Origin of the sequence: Microbacterium sp. C5A9 (genome assembly GCF_022627955.1) — a bacterium.
Classification (GTDB): domain Bacteria; phylum Actinomycetota; class Actinomycetes; order Actinomycetales; family Microbacteriaceae; genus Microbacterium.
This window is the reverse complement of record NZ_JABXGD010000006.1, coordinates 55,295-71,246: the sequence shown is the minus strand read 5'-3', so window position 1 is coordinate 71,246 and position 15,952 is coordinate 55,295. Positions and strand designations below refer to the sequence as shown.

The 15,952-nt window shown below is 66.5% G+C and carries 20 protein-coding genes; 14 read left to right on the top strand and 6 right to left on the bottom strand.

Annotated features, from left to right (window positions below):
• Positions 1–39: 39 nt before the first annotated feature.
• Positions 40–1,365: a nicotinate phosphoribosyltransferase gene (locus HWD99_RS12250; protein ID WP_241796505.1), complete on the bottom strand. Its 1,326-nt coding sequence runs from the start codon at positions 1,363–1,365 to the stop codon at positions 40–42.
• Between the two features lie 75 nt (positions 1,366–1,440).
• Here HWD99_RS12250 and murI point away from each other — a divergent pair, with 75 nt between their 5' ends.
• From murI to HWD99_RS12190, 12 genes are all read left to right on the top strand, one after another.
• Positions 1,441–2,322: a glutamate racemase gene (gene murI / locus HWD99_RS12245; protein WP_241796504.1), complete on the top strand. Its 882-nt coding sequence runs from the start codon at positions 1,441–1,443 to the stop codon at positions 2,320–2,322.
• Positions 2,319–3,053 carry a ribonuclease PH gene (gene rph, locus HWD99_RS12240; RefSeq protein ID WP_241796503.1) on the top strand — a complete coding sequence of 245 codons (735 nt, stop codon included), beginning with the start codon at positions 2,319–2,321 and terminating at the stop codon, positions 3,051–3,053. The genes murI and rph overlap by 4 nt, the downstream gene beginning before the upstream one ends.
• Complete coding sequence (gene rdgB / locus HWD99_RS12235) at positions 3,053–3,646, top strand: RdgB/HAM1 family non-canonical purine NTP pyrophosphatase (protein WP_241796502.1); 594 nt, start codon at positions 3,053–3,055, stop codon at positions 3,644–3,646. The genes rph and rdgB overlap by 1 nt, the downstream gene beginning before the upstream one ends.
• 806 nt (positions 3,647–4,452) lie before the next feature.
• Positions 4,453–4,932, top strand: a complete 480-nt coding sequence (locus HWD99_RS12230) for a hypothetical protein (protein ID WP_241796501.1) — start codon at positions 4,453–4,455, stop codon at positions 4,930–4,932.
• Between the two features lie 280 nt (positions 4,933–5,212).
• Positions 5,213–5,548: a hypothetical protein gene (locus tag HWD99_RS12225; RefSeq protein WP_241796500.1), complete on the top strand. Its 336-nt coding sequence runs from the start codon at positions 5,213–5,215 to the stop codon at positions 5,546–5,548.
• Positions 5,545–6,153 carry a hypothetical protein gene (locus tag HWD99_RS12220; protein ID WP_241796499.1) on the top strand — a complete coding sequence of 203 codons (609 nt, stop codon included), beginning with the start codon at positions 5,545–5,547 and terminating at the stop codon, positions 6,151–6,153. The genes HWD99_RS12225 and HWD99_RS12220 overlap by 4 nt, the downstream gene beginning before the upstream one ends.
• Positions 6,150–6,521, top strand: coding sequence for a hypothetical protein (locus HWD99_RS12215; protein WP_241796498.1), 372 nt, complete (start codon positions 6,150–6,152; stop codon positions 6,519–6,521). Before HWD99_RS12220 ends, HWD99_RS12215 begins: the two co-directional genes overlap by 4 nt.
• 274 nt (positions 6,522–6,795) lie before the next feature.
• Entirely contained in the window at positions 6,796–7,071 is a 276-nt protein-coding gene (locus HWD99_RS12210) for a hypothetical protein (protein ID WP_241796497.1), read from the top strand.
• A gap of 56 nt (positions 7,072–7,127) precedes the next feature.
• A complete protein-coding gene (locus HWD99_RS12205) occupies positions 7,128–7,304 on the top strand; it encodes a hypothetical protein (RefSeq protein WP_241796496.1) in 177 nt (58 codons plus the stop codon).
• Between the two features lie 301 nt (positions 7,305–7,605).
• Entirely contained in the window at positions 7,606–8,070 is a 465-nt protein-coding gene (locus HWD99_RS12200) for a hypothetical protein (protein ID WP_241796495.1), read from the top strand.
• 135 nt (positions 8,071–8,205) lie between these two features.
• On the top strand, positions 8,206–8,790 hold the full coding sequence (locus tag HWD99_RS12195; RefSeq protein ID WP_241796494.1) for a recombinase family protein: 585 nt from the start codon (positions 8,206–8,208) through the stop codon (positions 8,788–8,790).
• 42 nt (positions 8,791–8,832) lie between these two features.
• Positions 8,833–9,081 carry a hypothetical protein gene (locus HWD99_RS12190; RefSeq protein WP_241796493.1) on the top strand — a complete coding sequence of 83 codons (249 nt, stop codon included), beginning with the start codon at positions 8,833–8,835 and terminating at the stop codon, positions 9,079–9,081.
• A gap of 16 nt (positions 9,082–9,097) precedes the next feature.
• On the opposite strand, the gene HWD99_RS12185 is transcribed toward HWD99_RS12190, so the two are convergent.
• Together HWD99_RS12185 and HWD99_RS12180 are read right to left on the bottom strand one after the other, a co-directional pair.
• Complete coding sequence (locus HWD99_RS12185) at positions 9,098–9,835, bottom strand: TIGR02391 family protein (protein ID WP_241796492.1); 738 nt, start codon at positions 9,833–9,835, stop codon at positions 9,098–9,100.
• A 13-nt stretch (positions 9,836–9,848) separates the two neighbouring features.
• On the bottom strand, positions 9,849–10,907 hold the full coding sequence (locus HWD99_RS12180) for a toll/interleukin-1 receptor domain-containing protein (RefSeq protein WP_241796491.1): 1,059 nt from the start codon (positions 10,905–10,907) through the stop codon (positions 9,849–9,851).
• A gap of 115 nt (positions 10,908–11,022) precedes the next feature.
• Here HWD99_RS12180 and HWD99_RS12175 point away from each other — a divergent pair, with 115 nt between their 5' ends.
• Positions 11,023–11,382, top strand: a complete 360-nt coding sequence (locus HWD99_RS12175) for a hypothetical protein (RefSeq protein ID WP_241796490.1) — start codon at positions 11,023–11,025, stop codon at positions 11,380–11,382.
• A gap of 118 nt (positions 11,383–11,500) precedes the next feature.
• Here HWD99_RS12175 and HWD99_RS12170 read toward each other — a convergent pair whose 3' ends face one another.
• Together HWD99_RS12170 and HWD99_RS12165 are read right to left on the bottom strand one after the other, a co-directional pair.
• The gene (locus HWD99_RS12170) at positions 11,501–11,785 is read right to left on the bottom strand and encodes a hypothetical protein (RefSeq protein ID WP_241796489.1); all 285 of its coding nucleotides are present in this window, start codon (positions 11,783–11,785) and stop codon (positions 11,501–11,503) included.
• A 2-nt stretch (positions 11,786–11,787) separates the two neighbouring features.
• Complete coding sequence (locus tag HWD99_RS12165; RefSeq protein WP_241796488.1) at positions 11,788–12,858, bottom strand: site-specific integrase; 1,071 nt, start codon at positions 12,856–12,858, stop codon at positions 11,788–11,790.
• A 190-nt stretch (positions 12,859–13,048) separates the two neighbouring features.
• On the opposite strand from HWD99_RS12165, the gene HWD99_RS12160 reads away from it, so the two are divergent.
• Positions 13,049–13,969, top strand: a complete 921-nt coding sequence (locus tag HWD99_RS12160) for a cation diffusion facilitator family transporter (protein WP_241796487.1) — start codon at positions 13,049–13,051, stop codon at positions 13,967–13,969.
• A 4-nt stretch (positions 13,970–13,973) separates the two neighbouring features.
• Here the strand turns inward: HWD99_RS12160 and ligD are convergent, their stop codons facing one another.
• Positions 13,974–15,950 (bottom strand): non-homologous end-joining DNA ligase, encoded by a 1,977-nt coding sequence (gene ligD / locus HWD99_RS12155; RefSeq protein WP_241796486.1) that lies wholly within the window; start codon positions 15,948–15,950, stop codon positions 13,974–13,976.
• Positions 15,951–15,952 lie beyond the last annotated feature (2 nt).

Below are 15,952 nucleotides of genomic sequence, written 5' to 3'. Positions count from 1 at the left end.
TCGCCTCTCCGGGGACCGGAGCGGTGGCGAATCTCCCGGTCAGCGCGCGTCGACGTAGACCGTGGGGATCGCGGGGTCCGACTTGCTGAGAGCGAGTGCCCGCACGGGAAGCTCCTCGCGGACCTTGAGGTGATGCTTCCGAGCTGATGCGGTGCCGTCGGGGCCCTCGTAAGCCGTGTCGATCTCGCCGGCCTCGACGAAGGTCGTCTGCAGCGGCCGTCCGTCGGGATGCTCCGCCGGACTGTCGAGCTCTTCGAAGCCGTCGGACACGACCACTGTCTCGGCGTCGGCGACACCGTCCACCAGGGTGCGGAACGCCGCTTTGCGGCCACCGTGCGAGGCCTTGTCGGCCGAGGCCTTGGCGACGCCGACCCACGCGCCGCGCGGATCCTGCCGTGCGACGAGCTTGTAGACCATGCTCGCGGTGGGGTAGCCGGATCCGGTCACGACCGACGTCCCGACACCATAGGCGTCGACGGGAGACGCCGCGAGTGCGGCGATCGCGTATTCGTCGAGGTCACTCGTCACCGTGATGCGCGTCGACGTCGCACCGAGCTCGTCGAGCTGTGCCCGGACCTCGGCGGCGACGATCGGCAGGTCGCCGGAGTCGATGCGCACACCCCCGAGCCCGGTGCCCGCGACCCGGACGGCGGTCTCGACACCCGCGCGGATGTCGTAGGTGTCGACGAGCAGGGTCGTGTCTGTGCCCAGGCTGGCGATCTGCGAACGGAACGCCTCTTCCTCGGTCTCGTGGAGCAACGTCCAGGAGTGCGCGGCGGTGCCCATCGTGGGGATGCCCCAGCGGCGTCCGGCCTCGAGGTTGCTGGTCGCTCCGAAGCCGGCGATGTACGCCGCTCGTGCCGCGGCGACGGCGGACTGCTCTGCGGCGCGCCGGGAGCCCATCTCGGCGAGGGGGCGTTCACCGGCGGCGATGCTCATGCGCGAGGCGGCGGTCGCCACGGCGGAGTCGTGATTGAGGACGCTGAGGGCGAGGGTCTCGAGCACGACGGCGTCGGCGAAGCTGCCCTCCACGGTCAGGATGGGCGAACCGGGGAAGTACAGCTCGCCCTCCCGGTAGCCGCGGATCGAACCCGTGAAGCGGTAGTTCTCGAGGTAGGTCAGCGACTCCGCATCCACGACGTCGTTGTCGCGGAGGAACCGCAGCTCGTCGTCTCCGAACCGGAACTCGCGCAGCAGCGACAGCAGACGGCCGGTGCCGGCGACGACGCCGAAGCGCCGACCTCCGGACAGGCGCCGGGAGAAGAGCTCGAACACGCTCGGTCGCGACGCCGTGCCGTCGCGCAGCGCGGCGGCGAGCATGGTGAGTTCATAGCGGTCGGTGAGCAGCGCCGTGGACGTCGTCATGCGCTCAGCTTAGTGACGACACCCCCTCGGGTTGCTGGGCGCGGGGCGGGGTGCGCGCGGGTAGGCTGGGGAGTCATGAACGACGCCCCGATCGGAATCTTCGACTCCGGTGTCGGCGGACTCACGGTGGCTCGCGCCATCAGAGCCCAGCTGCCCCGGGAATCGTTCGTCTACATCGGCGACACGGCCCACTCGCCGTACGGCCCGAAACCGATCGCCGACGTGCGCCGCTACAGCCTCGAAGTCCTCGACACGCTGGTCGACCAGGGCGTCAAGATGCTCGTGATCGCGTGCAACACGGCGTCCGCGGCGATGCTGCGCGATGCCCGCGAGCGCTACGACGTGCCGGTCGTCGAGGTGATCGGACCCGCCGTGCGCCGCGCCGTCTCCACGACCCGCAACGGTCGGGTCGGGGTGATCGGCACCGTCGGGACCATCGGCTCCCGCGCCTATCAGGACATGCTCGAGGTGAACGAGCGTCTCGAGGTCTTCACCGCGGCGTGCCCTCGCTTCGTCGAGTTCGTCGAGGGGGGGATCACCGGAACCCCCGAGGTCCTCGCGACCGCCGAGGAGTACCTCGCCCCGTTGCGCGAGGCGGACGTCGACACCCTGGTCCTCGGCTGCACGCACTACCCGTTCCTCCGCGGCGCCATCAGCTACGTGATGGGCGAGGGCGTCACCCTCGTCTCCAGTGATGACGAGACCGCCGGCGACGTCTATCGCCAGCTCGTGAGGGGCGACCTGCTCGCTCCACCCGATGCGACGGCCTCGTACGTCTACGAGGCGACCGGCGCATCGGCGACCGAGTTCACCGCGCTCGCCAACAGGCTCATGGGCCGCGAGGTGCGCGACGTGCAGCTCGTGCAGACCGGTGTCATCACGCTTCCACAACCACCCGTCGACGTCGTGCGCCCTGCGGCATCCGCGCTCCACCCCTCACACGAAGGAACTCCATGACCAGCATCGTCCGCGCCGACGGCCGCAGCACCGACCAGCTCCGCGAGATCACGATCGAGCGCGGCTGGAGCAGCCACGCCGAAGGATCCGCGCTGATCAGCTTCGGAGGCACCAAGGTGCTCTGCACCGCCTCGTTCACCAACGGCGTCCCGCGCTGGCTCACCGGCAAGGGCAAGGGATGGGTGACGGCGGAGTATTCGATGCTGCCGCGCGCGACCAACAGCCGCAACGACCGAGAGAGCGTCAAGGGACGCATCGGCGGTCGCACACACGAGATCTCGCGACTGATCGGGCGCGCACTGCGCGCGGTGGTCGACACCAAGGCGCTCGGTGAGAACACGATCGTGATCGACTGCGACGTGCTGCAGGCGGATGGCGGCACCCGCACCGCGGCGATCACCGGTGCCTACGTCGCACTCGCCGACGCGATCGAGTGGGGCCGCGAGAAGAAGTTCATCGGCAAGAACGCGACGCCGCTGCTCGATTCCGTCGCCGCGGTGTCGGTCGGTATCATCGACGGCGAACCCATGCTGGATCTCGCATACGTCGAGGACGTCCGCGCCGAGACCGACATGAACGTCGTCGTGACCGGTCGTGGGCTGTTCGTCGAGGTGCAGGGCACCGCCGAGGGTGCGCCGTTCGACAAGCGCGAACTCGACGCACTGCTCGACCTCGGCGTCGCCGGGTGTGCCGACCTGAAGGACGAGCAGCTGAAGGCGCTCGCGGGCTGATGAAGGTCGTCCTCGCCACCCACAATCCGCACAAGGTGGCGGAGTTCCAGCAGATCGTGCAGGCGACGCGTCCTGACCTCGAGGTCGTCGGCTACGACGGTCCCGAGCCCGTCGAAGACGGCATCACCTTCGCCGAGAACGCACTGATCAAGGCGCGAGCGGCCTCGGACCATACCGGGCTCGCGGCGCTCGCCGACGATTCGGGCATCTGCGTGGATGTGCTCGGGGGGTCGCCGGGGGTGTTCTCGGCGTACTGGGCGGGCCAGAAGAAGGATGCCACCGCGAACCTCGAGCTGCTGCTCGATCAGCTGCGCGACATCGCGGATCCGCACCGCACCGCCCACTTCACCTCGACCATCGCTCTGGTGACGCCCGACGGTCAGGAGCACGTTGTCGTCGGCACCTGGCCCGGCAGGCTCGCGTCCGAGCCGTCGGGAGGCGGGGGCTTCGGCTACGACCCGATCTTCATCCCCGACGGGCAGCCTGCGGGGGAGGAGCGAACGGTCGGCGACTTCACCGCCGACGAGAAGCAGTCGCAGTCCCACCGCGCCCGCGCGTTCGCCGAGCTGGTGCCGCTCCTCGCCGTCCTCTGACGGCGGATCGCGGTCGCGTCTCACAACTGAGAATCATCACCGTACCCAGTTGTGGGTGTCGTTCGGGTCTAATTCTTGAAACGAGATCGCCCTCCTGCGGCTTTCAGGGTACCTCGTGGCAATCGCTTTGGACACGAGATGGACACGGAAGGGCTGTTCGAGGCTTCGATCATCGGAGATGAGTCGCCCGCGGTCTGTAGAGAACCCTGTAGACAAACAGTTAGCGCGCGACGCGCCGAAAACCCCAGGTTAGCGCGTATATCGCACGATGTAGACGGACGGCGCTGGAGGGGGTACCCTCGGCCTCGAACCCGCACGTGGGCGCGCACGAGAAAGCCGCCCCGTCCTTGCAGTGGACTGAGGCGGCTGAAGAGGTTGATCTCATGTCGATGCTACTCGACGCACCCCGCCTGAGACCAGTGCGGAGAGTGCCCATCACGGTCGAATCCGGAGCCCGGCACGAGCGCGCCGACGCACGCTGCGCGCGGCTCCTCCAGCGAGCGCGGGGGTGTTCATTCCATCAAGACACGGTAACTGTAGGCACCGCACATGATGCGCGTTACGCGCTAAACGCGACTCAGAGGGTCTACTCGCTCCGTAGCAAGCTCCGCAAGTGCGGGCAGGTCGGCCACAGGTGCGGCTTGGCGCTCTGCGCCGTCTGCTCGACAGGCCGGGCCAGCCAGCACCGACGCGACCTCATGAGCGCGCTGGGAAGCCAGCACCACGGCACCATGCTCCTATGGACGGCCACCATCGCCAGCACGCCCGGTAGGGCGCTCAGGCCGCAGTGGGGTGACCTCTCTCGTGTGCTCGCAGCGACCCTGAAGGGCGGCTGGCTGAAGCGCAGGGGCGTAGCCGGAAGCGCACGAGCCATCGAGCCGAAGTGGGGTGACGCAGCATGGCACGTGCATGCTCACAGCCTGATCGTATTTTCAGAAACGAAGAGCCGGGAGGATTCTCTCGCGTTCGCGCTATCGCTTCGTGAGCGCTTCCTCCAGCAGGCCGAGCGGCTGGGCATCGACGCCGGGCCTCAGGGGCAGCACGTTCGCGTGGTGACGGACCTCAGCGTCGCCGTGGACTACATCACGAAGGAACGCGTTAGTGCGAACGGCACGAACACCGCTTCCCGCCTGTGGGCGTCCGTGCACGCCGGGGATGCAGACGCCCTGTCGCTCATCCACGACCTGGAGGCGGGAGCGTTCCGCCGTCGCGCCTGGGAAGCAACCGGCGTCTGTCAGCAGCCCCTGGACTTCGATGACCTCCTCCGCAGCGGGGCGCTCGACTGATCGGGCCGCATCTCGCACGTAAATCTCGAAGCGGTCGATATGTTCTGATATGGAAGCCATCGCACACATGCCAGCCCGACCGGGCCGTCGCTGTGTGCTGTGCTCGCATCCAGACCGTGCACAGATCGAGTTTGATCTCACCTCCGGCACCTCATCGATCCGGGGCGTAGCGGGGCAGCGCGGATTGGCACCCGAGTCAGTACGACGCCATGTCCGAGACCACCTCTCCGCAGCCGCACAGGCCGCACTGGCGGAAGTAGAGGGAGCACCTGGCCTCACGATGGCATCGCGCCTCTTGGAGGTCGCAGATCATGCACGAGACACCCGAGCAGCCGCCGAGGCCAAAGGGGACCACAAGCTCGCCCTGAGCGCCGGACAGGCAGAGGCCCGAGTGCTTACGGCGCTCGCACCTCTGGACACTCTGGGCGCAGACATCGCAGAGAACATCCAGGACGCCAACGACGCGCTCAAAGTTCTGGGCACGACCGTGCGCGAGCACCCCGAGGTGGCTGCCGCGATCATCGACGTCTTGGAGCGCCGCAACCGGCGTGATTGGGCCGACCACATCCGGCAGATGGCCGATAACTCGAATCGAGAAATAGAGGTTAGAGCGTGACGAACACTATTGAGAGCCCCCGGGATCGACTGGAGCGTCTTCGCGCAGAGGTGGCCGCGCACAAAGATGCGGCCCTGCCGATTCGACCTGGCGACGAGTTCCACGTCCTGCGAACCGGCATCAGCATCGCCACCGGACGCGGGCTCCTCTCTGCGGCTCACCAGACGACCGCGGGCGAGACCATTATCGCGACCGCTGAGATGATCGCGGCGTCCTTCTCGGCATCCGGCAGGTCCTGGATGTCTCTCATCGGAGAGGACGCCGCGCAGCTCGACCGATGGGGCGAGATCCGGTTCCGCCCGGGTCGGGCACCCGCGGACATCCAGCGGTGGAACGAATGGGGCGATTCGCAGTGGGTCGAACTCAGAGAGCAGGCACGCCGCGAGGCATGGTCGCAGCCGACCGCGGAGGCCCGCGCGGAAGCGCTCGCCGCGGTCGAGAAGAAGTTCGGCCCCGCAGCTCCGACGTCCACGATCATCAGCACCTCGCCCGATCCGTCCATCGCCGCAGCAGAAGAGCAGCGGAAGGCCCTGGATGAGGGCGGGACCCGGTTGGCGTGGGCGTACGGGGCCCGGGAGCCGGGGCAGGGCGGTGACCGACGATGACCACTCCGACCGGCAACCAGAGCCGCCGCCTCAACGAGAGCCTGCGCAGCCTCACTGCGTACTACCTCAGCTCCGAAGGCTTCGACGCCGAGCCGAGCCCGATCCACTCGAAGATCAGCACAGCCCTGGACGCGGGGCTCGTGCCCGACGTGACAGGTATCCCTGGCGTCTGGGTCGATGTCTCCGCCCGCGGTAACCATCGACTCAGTACAGATCTCGATTCGGCACGCGCTACCGCAGCGATGGCGGGTTATCCCGTGACGGCCCTCGTGCAGACGAGAGGCGGACGCGGCATCGATGAGGCGTTCGCGGTTCTCACGCTGAGCGGCCTCGCCAAGCTGGCCCGAGCGGCAGCTTCAACCCCATAAGCCCCGCAGCTCCGACCCTTCGCCACAACCTACCCGGGGCCATGGATAGCCACGCGGAGGGTCGGACCAACCACCTGGAAGCAGCATCATGAAGCCGAAGCACGCCGCACGGAAGATCCACCCGCGAGCGCCGTGGGTAGCCCACCCCGAGGCGTACAGCGCCCCACAGCAGCCGCAGAAGACCCCAGAGCCGCCCCCGAGCCGCGCGAAGCCGATAACGGTGACCATCGGGCCTGGACGGCCCTCACCGCGGGCTCAGGCGCACCTTGACTCCGTGAAGGACGCCCACCTCACTGACCGGCCGCGCGTGCCCGCATCGGCCCCCAGGGTCTCGATCTACCTCGACGGGTCGAAGGTGTCGATCCCGGCAGATTGGCACATCGCCTTCAGCTCCGCTAAAGGCAAGGACACCATGTATGCCGTGGAGCCTAACGGCGTGCTGCACGTCCTCACGCTCGATCCTCAGGGACGCCTGCGTGAGCTGTCGGGCCTCACCGACGCGCTCATCGAGGACATCATGAGCTGGCGGTTCCCGCGGGGTGCACGATGAATGCTCTCAGCGAGCCGTCTATCAACGGGGTGAGGGTCGTTAGCGTCGGGGGCACCATGACCACGGGCGTGCCCCTGGATGCTGATGTCCTCGTGATGCCGGACTTCACGCTCGTGCATGAACGCACCGGGCACGTTGTCAGGCTGGTCGAGCGTGAGGGGCGAGTACTCGAAGCCCCGATGAACAACGCCGAGACCAACCATGCGCGTTCACTGTTCGGAGTCGAGACGTGAGGGCCGGTCGCGGTCCTGGCAAGCCGCGGGCACTCTCTGCCGAGCGCGAGGCGATGGCGGCTGCATTGCGCCGCGCAGGCTTTCCCCTCCGCCCCATCGCGGAGGTCTTTAACGTGTCCCCCCGCACCCTTGGCCGGATTCTCGAACGCGATGGCCTTGCAGCCCCTCGCCGAAAGCTCTCGCTCAGAGACCATGACGAGATGCGCACCTTGCGCGCAGAGGGATGGACACTGACGTCTATTGGCGCGCGTTTCGAGATCTCGCGCCACAGGGTCGCCCAGATCATCCGGACGGAGGAGACGTGACGCTGATTCCGTTCACCATGCAGCTAGTCTCCACGGACGCACGACCTCTGGGCCGCGACGACGTGGTCGATGCCGTGCTCGCCGTGAAGCACTCGCGAGAGACGCCGACGCCGGATCTCCTCAATGCCCTGCGCGCGGTCGGCCCCGTTGCCGTCGATCTCGTCGTCGTCGGTCGAGAGTGGGTAGGTGGTCATCCCGTGCTCGACTTTGCAGTGGAGGACTATGAGCCCTTGGAGACTGTGCCGCCGCAGTTGTACCGCTACGCCGACTCCTCAGCCGGTCCATGGTGGTCGGGCTCGAAGCTCGACGCCTGGCGCGAGGGCAGCGGACGCCACGACGAGCCGCGCCTGTGGGTGGCCGACGTTGCCCAGCTCGACGTACTCGCATCATTCCGATGCAGGTTTGGCAGAACGTATGCGCCCGTCGAGTTCGTAACCACGCCATCGGGCCACACCTCGTAGTTGTGTCTCATTGGGCTTATTAGCTGAGACCACGGCGAGACGCCTCGAAACCATCTCAGCGGCGCGTGCAAACCCGGCACCTGAGATACATCTCATCTATTGCGTCACAATCACAGCGCTTGATACACTCGTCACATGAGTAATAGCGAGAGCGCAGCGACCGGATACCTGTGGGGCTACCGCCGCGTGTCGTCAGTCCAGCAGTCCTACGAGCGCCAGACGAAGGCGCTGCACGATGAGGGCATCCCCGAGGATCGCATCTACGAGGACAAGCTGAGCGGCAAGACGATGGACCGCCCTGGACTGAAAGCTCTGCTGAGCGTGGCCCGTCCCGGCGACACGGTCGTCGTGTCCTCGCTCGACCGCCTGGGCCGTACCGTGCTGGGCACCCTCCAGACCTTCGAAGAGCTGGAGGAAGCGGGCATCCACGTCCGCAGCCTGAAGGCGGGAGAGCAGTTCGATGGCATCACTGGCAAGCTCCTCCGCAACATCATGCTCAGCATCGCGGAGTGGGAGCGCGAGAACATCAAGGAACGCGCCGCAGAGGGTCGCGCAGCGCTCGCGGCGAAGGGGGAGCGCAAGCCGCGCCCCAAGACGGCCCTGCGTCCCGAGAAGGTAGAGGCGGTGCGGGCGCTCCGCGCTCAGGGCTGGACGATTGACCGCATCGTGAACAAGGAAGAGATCAGCCGCGCCAGCGTGTATCGGGCGCTCAACACATAGACCACCAGAATTAGGCCCGTCCTGCGCCGATACAGTCGAACCATGGATGCACACGGAGCCGCGGAAGTACTGTTGCGACTGATTCAAGACGAGATCAATCAAGCGGGGTATGCGCGCTATCGCATGATCCGTGATCGCCTCGCCCACGAAGTAGGGGATGACCTTGCGCTGATCCAGAAGGTCGGTCGTCGAAATATCTCTCCCGCCGTGCAAGCCGAGTTCCGAAAACTGCCGGGCTGGCAAGCGTTGGATTGGCATCCGCAGCGTCAGCGGTGGACTACCGCGTCCTGAAATCGCGGTTCAGCCTCTAGCTCGTGACCAGCTCGCACTTGTCGATCCAGCGCGCGAGGATGCTCAGCGTCGCGAGTTGCTCCAGAGCCTCTTGCTTGGGGAGGTCATCCGTCGTATGAGTGGTGACGTTCCGGATCGCGGAGAAGACCCCCTGAGCCATGTTGAGGATTCCGACGCGCATCGACTTCACGGTCAGGTCGTCATCGTTCCCTGGCCACCGGAGGCGCGGCTTTCCCTCCTGGGCAGGAGAGGGCGAAAACGCCTGTGAGACAAGGTCCCCGTCTCCCAGCTCGTAGCGCCCCGTGAGGTCCTTCACGTGGCCGCTGAGAGCTGTAGCGGCTCGCTGCACGGCATCTGAGTAGTGCCCTGACTCCCAGCGCCCTGACGCTGCTTTCCATATGGTCGGATGTAGCGCGTCCGCTTTCATCGTGGGTGCGTTAGTGCCGAGCTTCGCCCGAGTCTCTGCTCGCGTCTTCACTACCGCGAGAGCATGCTCTGCAAACTCGATGCCCTCTTCGAGGAAGTAGGACTTATCCGACCGATTCATCATGCTCGGGACGTCAGTGCGACCCAAGACACGTTTGATAATCGCGTGCACCTGCGCCGACGCGTCTCTCAGCTCGCCATAGTGTCTGTTGTCCGCGCGGGTGAATCCGTAAGTCGTGTTCTTCCCGTTGTAATACCCGGAGACTCTTGCCGCGCGAGCGGTCTCGATCCACCACTCCAGCCGCTCTTTCACCCACTGCTCATCCATGTCTGTTCCCTCCTCAGCGGTTTCGTCGGGCGTGGGCCTTTAGAGCAGCGTGGTACCGCTTGCTCACCGCTTTGGAGATGTCGAACTTGATCGGCATCGTCAGGTTAATGTTCTCTCCGGCCAACAGCCGAGCCGAGATTTCATCCATGTTCTGGTTGTACTCGGCAACGAAAGCGTGGATGGCTTCGATGGGTTGTGCCGCATACTCGGCTAGCGCATAGAGCAGTTCCCGACCCGCCTCGGTTCGAGCCGCCGTGCTCCGAATTCGATGAGACCAGTCAAGGAACGCCTGATATACAGCAATCATCCGTGACGCCAAGTGCTTGATGAGAACGGGGTCGCCCTGCACGCCTGGTTCGCCAAAGGCTGTTATTTGGGCTGGACCGAGGAGGAGGTCCTCGAAGCTTTGCGTCAAGGCGAGCAGTTGAGCTTGCTGCGACTGGGCAAAGGTGATGAGAGACTCCTCAGCGATGGTGTCTGTGGGCAGAGCAAACCGGAGGCGATGGTCGTTGAATTCGTCTTGGCGCGCATCGACTCCTTCACGTAGCCAGTAGGCAAGAGCGATGTACTCCCACGCCGGGGGCCGCTCGCCCAACATCGTCGCGAACTCTGTATCCGTGCGCGGAACTCGACCGTTGAACTTCCGCTCGCCGGAGGTCGCGGGAACCCCCAGCTTGGCTTTGAGCGCGTTCGCCACGCCCGTGGGCGTTTCCCTGAGCCCGTCTAGGTAGCCGATGGTGGATCGCACTCCGGGCAGCTCCGTGGAGTCCAGGCGAACGGGGAGGAGATAAGGCGAGGATGCCTGCATCGCTCGCGCCAGCACGCTTCGGCGTTCGAGGCGGGTCCACGGCTTCGCCGCATAGTGCACCGAGACGAACATCATCGCGTATCGAGCGCGGCGCTCGTAGATGTCCGCGAAGAACTCGGGCAGGTCAACGCCCCACATCTCCGACTTCGCGTCCTCGTCATAGAACACCGTGAATCCGGCAGCCTTCACCTCTGCGACCACGGCCTCTACAAAGGCTCGGTCCTCCCCAGCGAAGGTGACCGCGACGTCGTAGTCATGCGACATGTATATCCCCCTTGTGAGTATCACGAGGCTACTAGTGGCCGAGCGTCCCGGCGTGCTCGCCCCGCAGGCAGCGATTGCATCCCGCCATACTGAATTCATAAAACGAGTTGGACACATGGCTGTGCTGTTCGGGCTTCTCGCAGGGCTGACTGCGTGCAGCACGAGCGTCAGCGTGAGCCCGGCATGCGACGACGCCATGGTCGCCGCCGAGCACGAGACCGGCGAGAGTGAGTCCGCAATCCTTGCCACCCTCGATGAGTGCGAAAACGCCGAAGACTGGATCGTCGGACTACAGGCGCACCCAACCGCAGGGTCTTTCACGTCCTACACGAGGGCCGAGGCCATCAACCTTCTAGACATCGCATGCATCCGGCGCATCGACGCCGTCGTCTGTATCGACGCCGCAGAGCAGGGCCATCTCAGCTTCGAGCTAGACGACCCCCGCCTGCCGGAGCTTCAGGTGCCCCGCCCCTGACGATGCCTCAAATGCCCCGGGAGGCCGCGAATGCCTCCGCACGTGCCCGCGCCGCCTCTCGCTGTCCCGCAGCCTCAGCGGCCCGCGCAGCGCGCTCCTGTGCACAAGCACGTCGCATTTACTCGCGCGCCAGCCGTCGCCGCTTCTCGTCCGCAGATTCCACGGTCTCCGCCGCTCGGATCTTGGAAACGGGAGGGGCGGCTTCAACCACGTCCTGCACCCTCTCGGCTTGGCGCTCAGCCAGCTTTCGTTGGTGCTTCTCGTAGGCCCTGGCTGACGCCTTCGCGATCTCGATCACCAGCCCGACGTCCGCCCGGAACGCGGCATCCGCCTCCGCCCACAACAAGCGCTCCGCGTCTCGCTTGTCCTCTAGCGCCAGCAGCTCATCGAGATCCATTGGCATGGTCACGACCTCACCCAGCGAGGGGGCACGGACTCCCTGGCGAACTGCTGTGCTCGCTCCCTGCTTCCATGCTGGTAGCCCATGGCCACCCTCTCGGAGACGTGTCCTCCGAACTCCATGACGTCTTTCAGCGTCACACCATGCTGATTGGCGTACGCCGTCAACGCGACGTGTCTCAGGTCGTGGAGGTGCATTTCCTCCAGCCCCGCCCTGGATCGGATGACTCGGAATCGACGTTCTGCGCTGTCGATGCTGAGTCGCCCTCCATGGGCGTTACGGAAGACCGGGCCGTCGCCCTCGGAGCCCGCGTACAAGCCCTCCAGGGCCTCCAGCACCCATGCGGGCAGGTCGATGGTCCGGGTGTGGTCTTCGCCTGTCTTGGTGCCCGGCTGGATGCCGTAGGGCGTGGAGTGCTTGGTGACATGCAGCCGGGCATCCAGCAGCTCGATGTCGGCCCAGTCCAGCGCCAGCAGCTCCCCGATGCGCAGAGCCGTGCCCATCAGAACGAGGATCATTGTCTTCATGTCGCCCTCGGCAGCATCGTGGATTTTCTGCATGTCGTCGTCGGTGAACGTCGGGCGCTTCTTGCTCGCCTTCTTGGATGCGTCTTTCACCCGGCACGGATTCCGATGGATCAGCTCGTCATCCAAGGCCACCTCGAAGATGGCGTGGATGAACCAGTACAGGGTGGAGCGCTGCGTCGGAGTGGTGGACCTGCGGTTCCACCACTGCCGGATCTCGGCGGGCGTGATGTCCTCGATCATGCGGTGCCCGAACGTCTTGTTCAGCTCAGCGAGGTGGTGGAGCCGCTTCCGGTAGCTCGACACCGCGTAGCCTCCCGGAGACCCCGGACGCCGCGTCTGTAGCCAGTCCTCGGCGAACGTGTCGAAGCGCGTCGGATGCTGCTCCTCGGCCTTCGACGCCTCGTAGCTCTTGATCATGTCGGACAGCGCCAGCGCGGCCTTCTTCTGTACCTTGCGCGCGCTCGTGTCGGTCGTGCTGTGTCGTTTGCCATCAGGTCCCGTGAACCGCTGACGCCACTGTCCACTGGGTAGCTGCTTGGCCTTCTCCATGATGTGTCCTCCTATGAGTGATACGACCGAGGAGGACGGTTGAAACACCTTCGGAGCTGCGCAACTTTGGACACGCGTGTCCATCGTGGCGAGGTAGCCCTAGAGCCCGTTGGTCAAACTGAGAATCATCACCATTCCCGACTGGGCCGAACAGGCCTGGTGGTGCCCGAGGTCGGTCTAGCCTGGGGGCATGCACCATCACGCGCCTGCCCCCGGCGGCATCCGCTCGGCCGGCCATCGTCGTCTCCTGGCGATCTCGCTGAGCCTGACCGCGACGATCATGGTCGTGCAGGTCGTGGGCGCTCTCCTCACCGGCTCGCTCGCGCTGCTGGCTGACGCCGCCCACATGTTCACCGATGCGTCGGCCCTGGTCATCGCGCTCATCGCGGCCGCCGTCGCCGCACGCCCGGCCGATGATCGCCGGACCTTCGGATACCAGCGGGCCGAGGTGTTCGGTGCGCTGATCAACGCCATCATCCTCATCCTCCTCGCCGGATGGGTCGGGATCGAGGCGATCGGACGTCTGCTCGACCCCGGGGAGACCGAGGTCGTCGGAGGGCTGATGCTCGTCGTCGCGATCGTGGGCCTCGTGGCGAACGCGATCTCGATGTGGCTGCTCAGTCGTGCGCAGCGCACGAGCATCAATGTGCGAGGTGCGTACCTCGAGGTCATGGGCGACCTGATCGGCTCCGCGATGGTGATCATCGCCGCGATCGTGATCGTGACGACCGGATGGATGCCCGCCGACGCGATCGCGTCGATCATGATCGCGGTGCTGATCATCCCGCGTGCGATCTCACTGCTGCGCGAGGTTTTCTCCGTGCTGTCGGAGTCGGCGCCGAAGGGCACCGCCGTGAGCGACATCCGCCAGCATCTTCTCGACTACGACGGGGTCGTCGGAGTGCACGACGTGCACGTGTGGCAGCTGACCCGCGGGGCCCCCGTCTTCAGCGCGCACGTCACCGTGGAGCCCGATCTGCTCGCCGGCGGGCGCTCGGCGAAGCTGCTGAGCGATCTGCAGTCGTGTCTGGCCCATCACTTCGACGTGGAGCACTCGACCTTCCAGATCGAACCCGCCGAGCAGTCGGACTGCGAACCGCATCACGCCTGACGCCTCAGCCCTCGACGACCACCTCGTCGGGGGTTTTGTCGGGCCGCAGGCCCCGCCACCGCGAATGCCGGAGCACACCGTCGGGGGTCCAGTTCGCGAACTCGACCTCGCCGACCAGCTCGGGCGCCACCCAGAGAGCGTCCGAGGCGTCGAGCGCCGGTACGCCGTCGAGGGGTGCACCGTCGACACGCAGCGGCGCGAGGCGAGCGAGCAGGTCGCGCAGCATCCGATCGGTGAAACCGGTGCCCACCCGTCCGACATACCGCAGACCGTCATCGTCAGGCACCGCGAGCAGCAGCGAGCCGAACGTGCCCTCGCGGTCGCCCTTGCCGGGACGGATGCCGACGATCACGACCTCCTGCATCCGCGTGTGCTTGAGCTTGAGCCAGGCGGGGGAGCGCTGGCCGTCACGGTAGCGCGACGACGGATCCTTGACGACCACGCCCTCCAGCCCGAACTCGTCGCTCGCGGCCAGGGCGGCGTCGACGTCGTCGAACACGGGCGGCACCTGCATCGGGGCGTCGAGATCCGAGACGACCTCCTCGAGCAGCGTGCGCCGCTGCGAGAGGGGCATCGAGCGGAGGTCGTGTCCATCGAGGCGCAGCAGGTCGAAGACCATGTAGACGATCGGGGTCCGCACGACCTCCCGCTCGATCTCGCGCGGTCGCGTCAAGTGCATCCGGTTCTGCAGGAGTGAGAAGCTCGGCCGGCCCTGTCTGTCGAAGGCGACGATCTCCCCGTCGACGATCGCGTCGCCGACGGGCAGGAAGGGCGACCCGTCTGCGGTGAGCTCGGGATACCGCCCGGTGATATCGGTGCCGCTGCGCGCATGCAGCAGCATCCGTCCGTCGGCCCAGGTGCCGATCGCCCGGATGCCGTCCCACTTCACCTCGACCCACGAGGGAGTGCTGAGACCGCGTGCGATGGCAGGCGTACCGTTCTCGGCCAGCATGGGGGCGACGGATGCAGGGGAGGCGAGCGCCGGTGCTGCCGGCGCCGCCGAGATGCGGGGACGGTGCCTGGAGGCTTCCGCGCGCTCCGTGGGCATCGCCGTCGCCGACGCCGGTCGAGTCGCCTGATTCCGTGAGGGGGACTCGGCGACCATCGGCGCCAGGGGGTCGAGTCCGGACGCGGCGCGCTCCAGCACGCTCGCGAAGTCGAGCTGCGTCAGATCGGGATCGTCCAGTTCGTCCCAGGTGCGGGGCGCCGCCACCCACGGCTGGGCCCGGCCGCGCATCGAATAGGGCGAGATGGTGGTCTTCTTGCCGTTGTTCTGGCTCCAGTCGAGGAAGACTTTGCCGCCCCGAGCCGCCTTCGCCATGGTGCTGGTGGCGAGGTCGGGGTGCTCGGTCTCGATCAGCCGCGCGATCTCCTTCACGACGGCGGAGATCTCGTCGCTGGTCTGCTGGCCGGGAAGACCCGCGTACAGGTGGATGCCCTTGCTGCCACTCGTCACCGGCACCGGCTCGAGACCGATATCGGCGAGCAGGCCACGGGCGATGCGCGCGACCTCGGCGCACTGGGCGAGACCGACGCCGGGGCCGGGGTCCAGATCGAGCACCAGACGGTCGGGTGCGCCCGGCAGCCCGTCCGCGGCGAAGCGCCACTGCGGCACGTGCAACTCGATCGCCGCGACCTGTGCGAGCCAGACGAGCGTCGGCACGTCGTCGACGAGCGGATACTCCTTCGGTCCGTCGGAGTGGCGGATCTCGTGCCGGGGGATCCAGCCGGGCGCGCCGGGCTCGAGCTGCTTCGTGAAGAACGCGTCGGCAGGATGCTCCGCGGTGCCGACCCCGTCGACCCAGCGCTTGCGGGTGACCGGTCGGCCCTCGAGCAGGGGGAGCAGGTGAGGGGCGATAGCCGTGTAGTAGGCGACGATCTCGCCCTTCGTCGTCCCCGTCTCGGGGTAGACGACCTTGTCGAGGTTGGTGATGCGCAGTCGGCGACCGTCGATCTGCACGGTCTGCGCCTCGGGAGCCATGA

Bases quoted from the DNA above. Each gene is read 5' to 3' on its own strand.
- HWD99_RS12250 (WP_241796505.1), bottom strand. From the start codon at position 1,365: ATGACGACGTCCACGGCGCTGCTCACCGACCGCTATGAACTCACCATG.
- murI (WP_241796504.1), top strand. From the start codon at position 1,441: ATGAACGACGCCCCGATCGGAATCTTCGACTCCGGTGTCGGCGGACTC.
- rph (WP_241796503.1), top strand. From the start codon at position 2,319: ATGACCAGCATCGTCCGCGCCGACGGCCGCAGCACCGACCAGCTCCGC.
- rdgB (WP_241796502.1), top strand. From the start codon at position 3,053: ATGAAGGTCGTCCTCGCCACCCACAATCCGCACAAGGTGGCGGAGTTC.
- HWD99_RS12225 (WP_241796500.1), top strand. From the start codon at position 5,213: ATGGCATCGCGCCTCTTGGAGGTCGCAGATCATGCACGAGACACCCGA.
- HWD99_RS12215 (WP_241796498.1), top strand. From the start codon at position 6,150: ATGACCACTCCGACCGGCAACCAGAGCCGCCGCCTCAACGAGAGCCTG.
- HWD99_RS12205 (WP_241796496.1), top strand. From the start codon at position 7,128: ATGACCACGGGCGTGCCCCTGGATGCTGATGTCCTCGTGATGCCGGAC.
- HWD99_RS12195 (WP_241796494.1), top strand. From the start codon at position 8,206: ATGAGTAATAGCGAGAGCGCAGCGACCGGATACCTGTGGGGCTACCGC.
- HWD99_RS12190 (WP_241796493.1), top strand. From the start codon at position 8,833: ATGGATGCACACGGAGCCGCGGAAGTACTGTTGCGACTGATTCAAGAC.
- HWD99_RS12185 (WP_241796492.1), bottom strand. From the start codon at position 9,835: ATGGATGAGCAGTGGGTGAAAGAGCGGCTGGAGTGGTGGATCGAGACC.
- HWD99_RS12180 (WP_241796491.1), bottom strand. From the start codon at position 10,907: ATGTCGCATGACTACGACGTCGCGGTCACCTTCGCTGGGGAGGACCGA.
- HWD99_RS12175 (WP_241796490.1), top strand. From the start codon at position 11,023: ATGGCTGTGCTGTTCGGGCTTCTCGCAGGGCTGACTGCGTGCAGCACG.
- HWD99_RS12170 (WP_241796489.1), bottom strand. From the start codon at position 11,785: ATGCCAATGGATCTCGATGAGCTGCTGGCGCTAGAGGACAAGCGAGAC.
- HWD99_RS12165 (WP_241796488.1), bottom strand. From the start codon at position 12,858: ATGGAGAAGGCCAAGCAGCTACCCAGTGGACAGTGGCGTCAGCGGTTC.
- HWD99_RS12160 (WP_241796487.1), top strand. From the start codon at position 13,049: ATGCACCATCACGCGCCTGCCCCCGGCGGCATCCGCTCGGCCGGCCAT.
- ligD (WP_241796486.1), bottom strand. From the start codon at position 15,950: ATGGCTCCCGAGGCGCAGACCGTGCAGATCGACGGTCGCCGACTGCGC.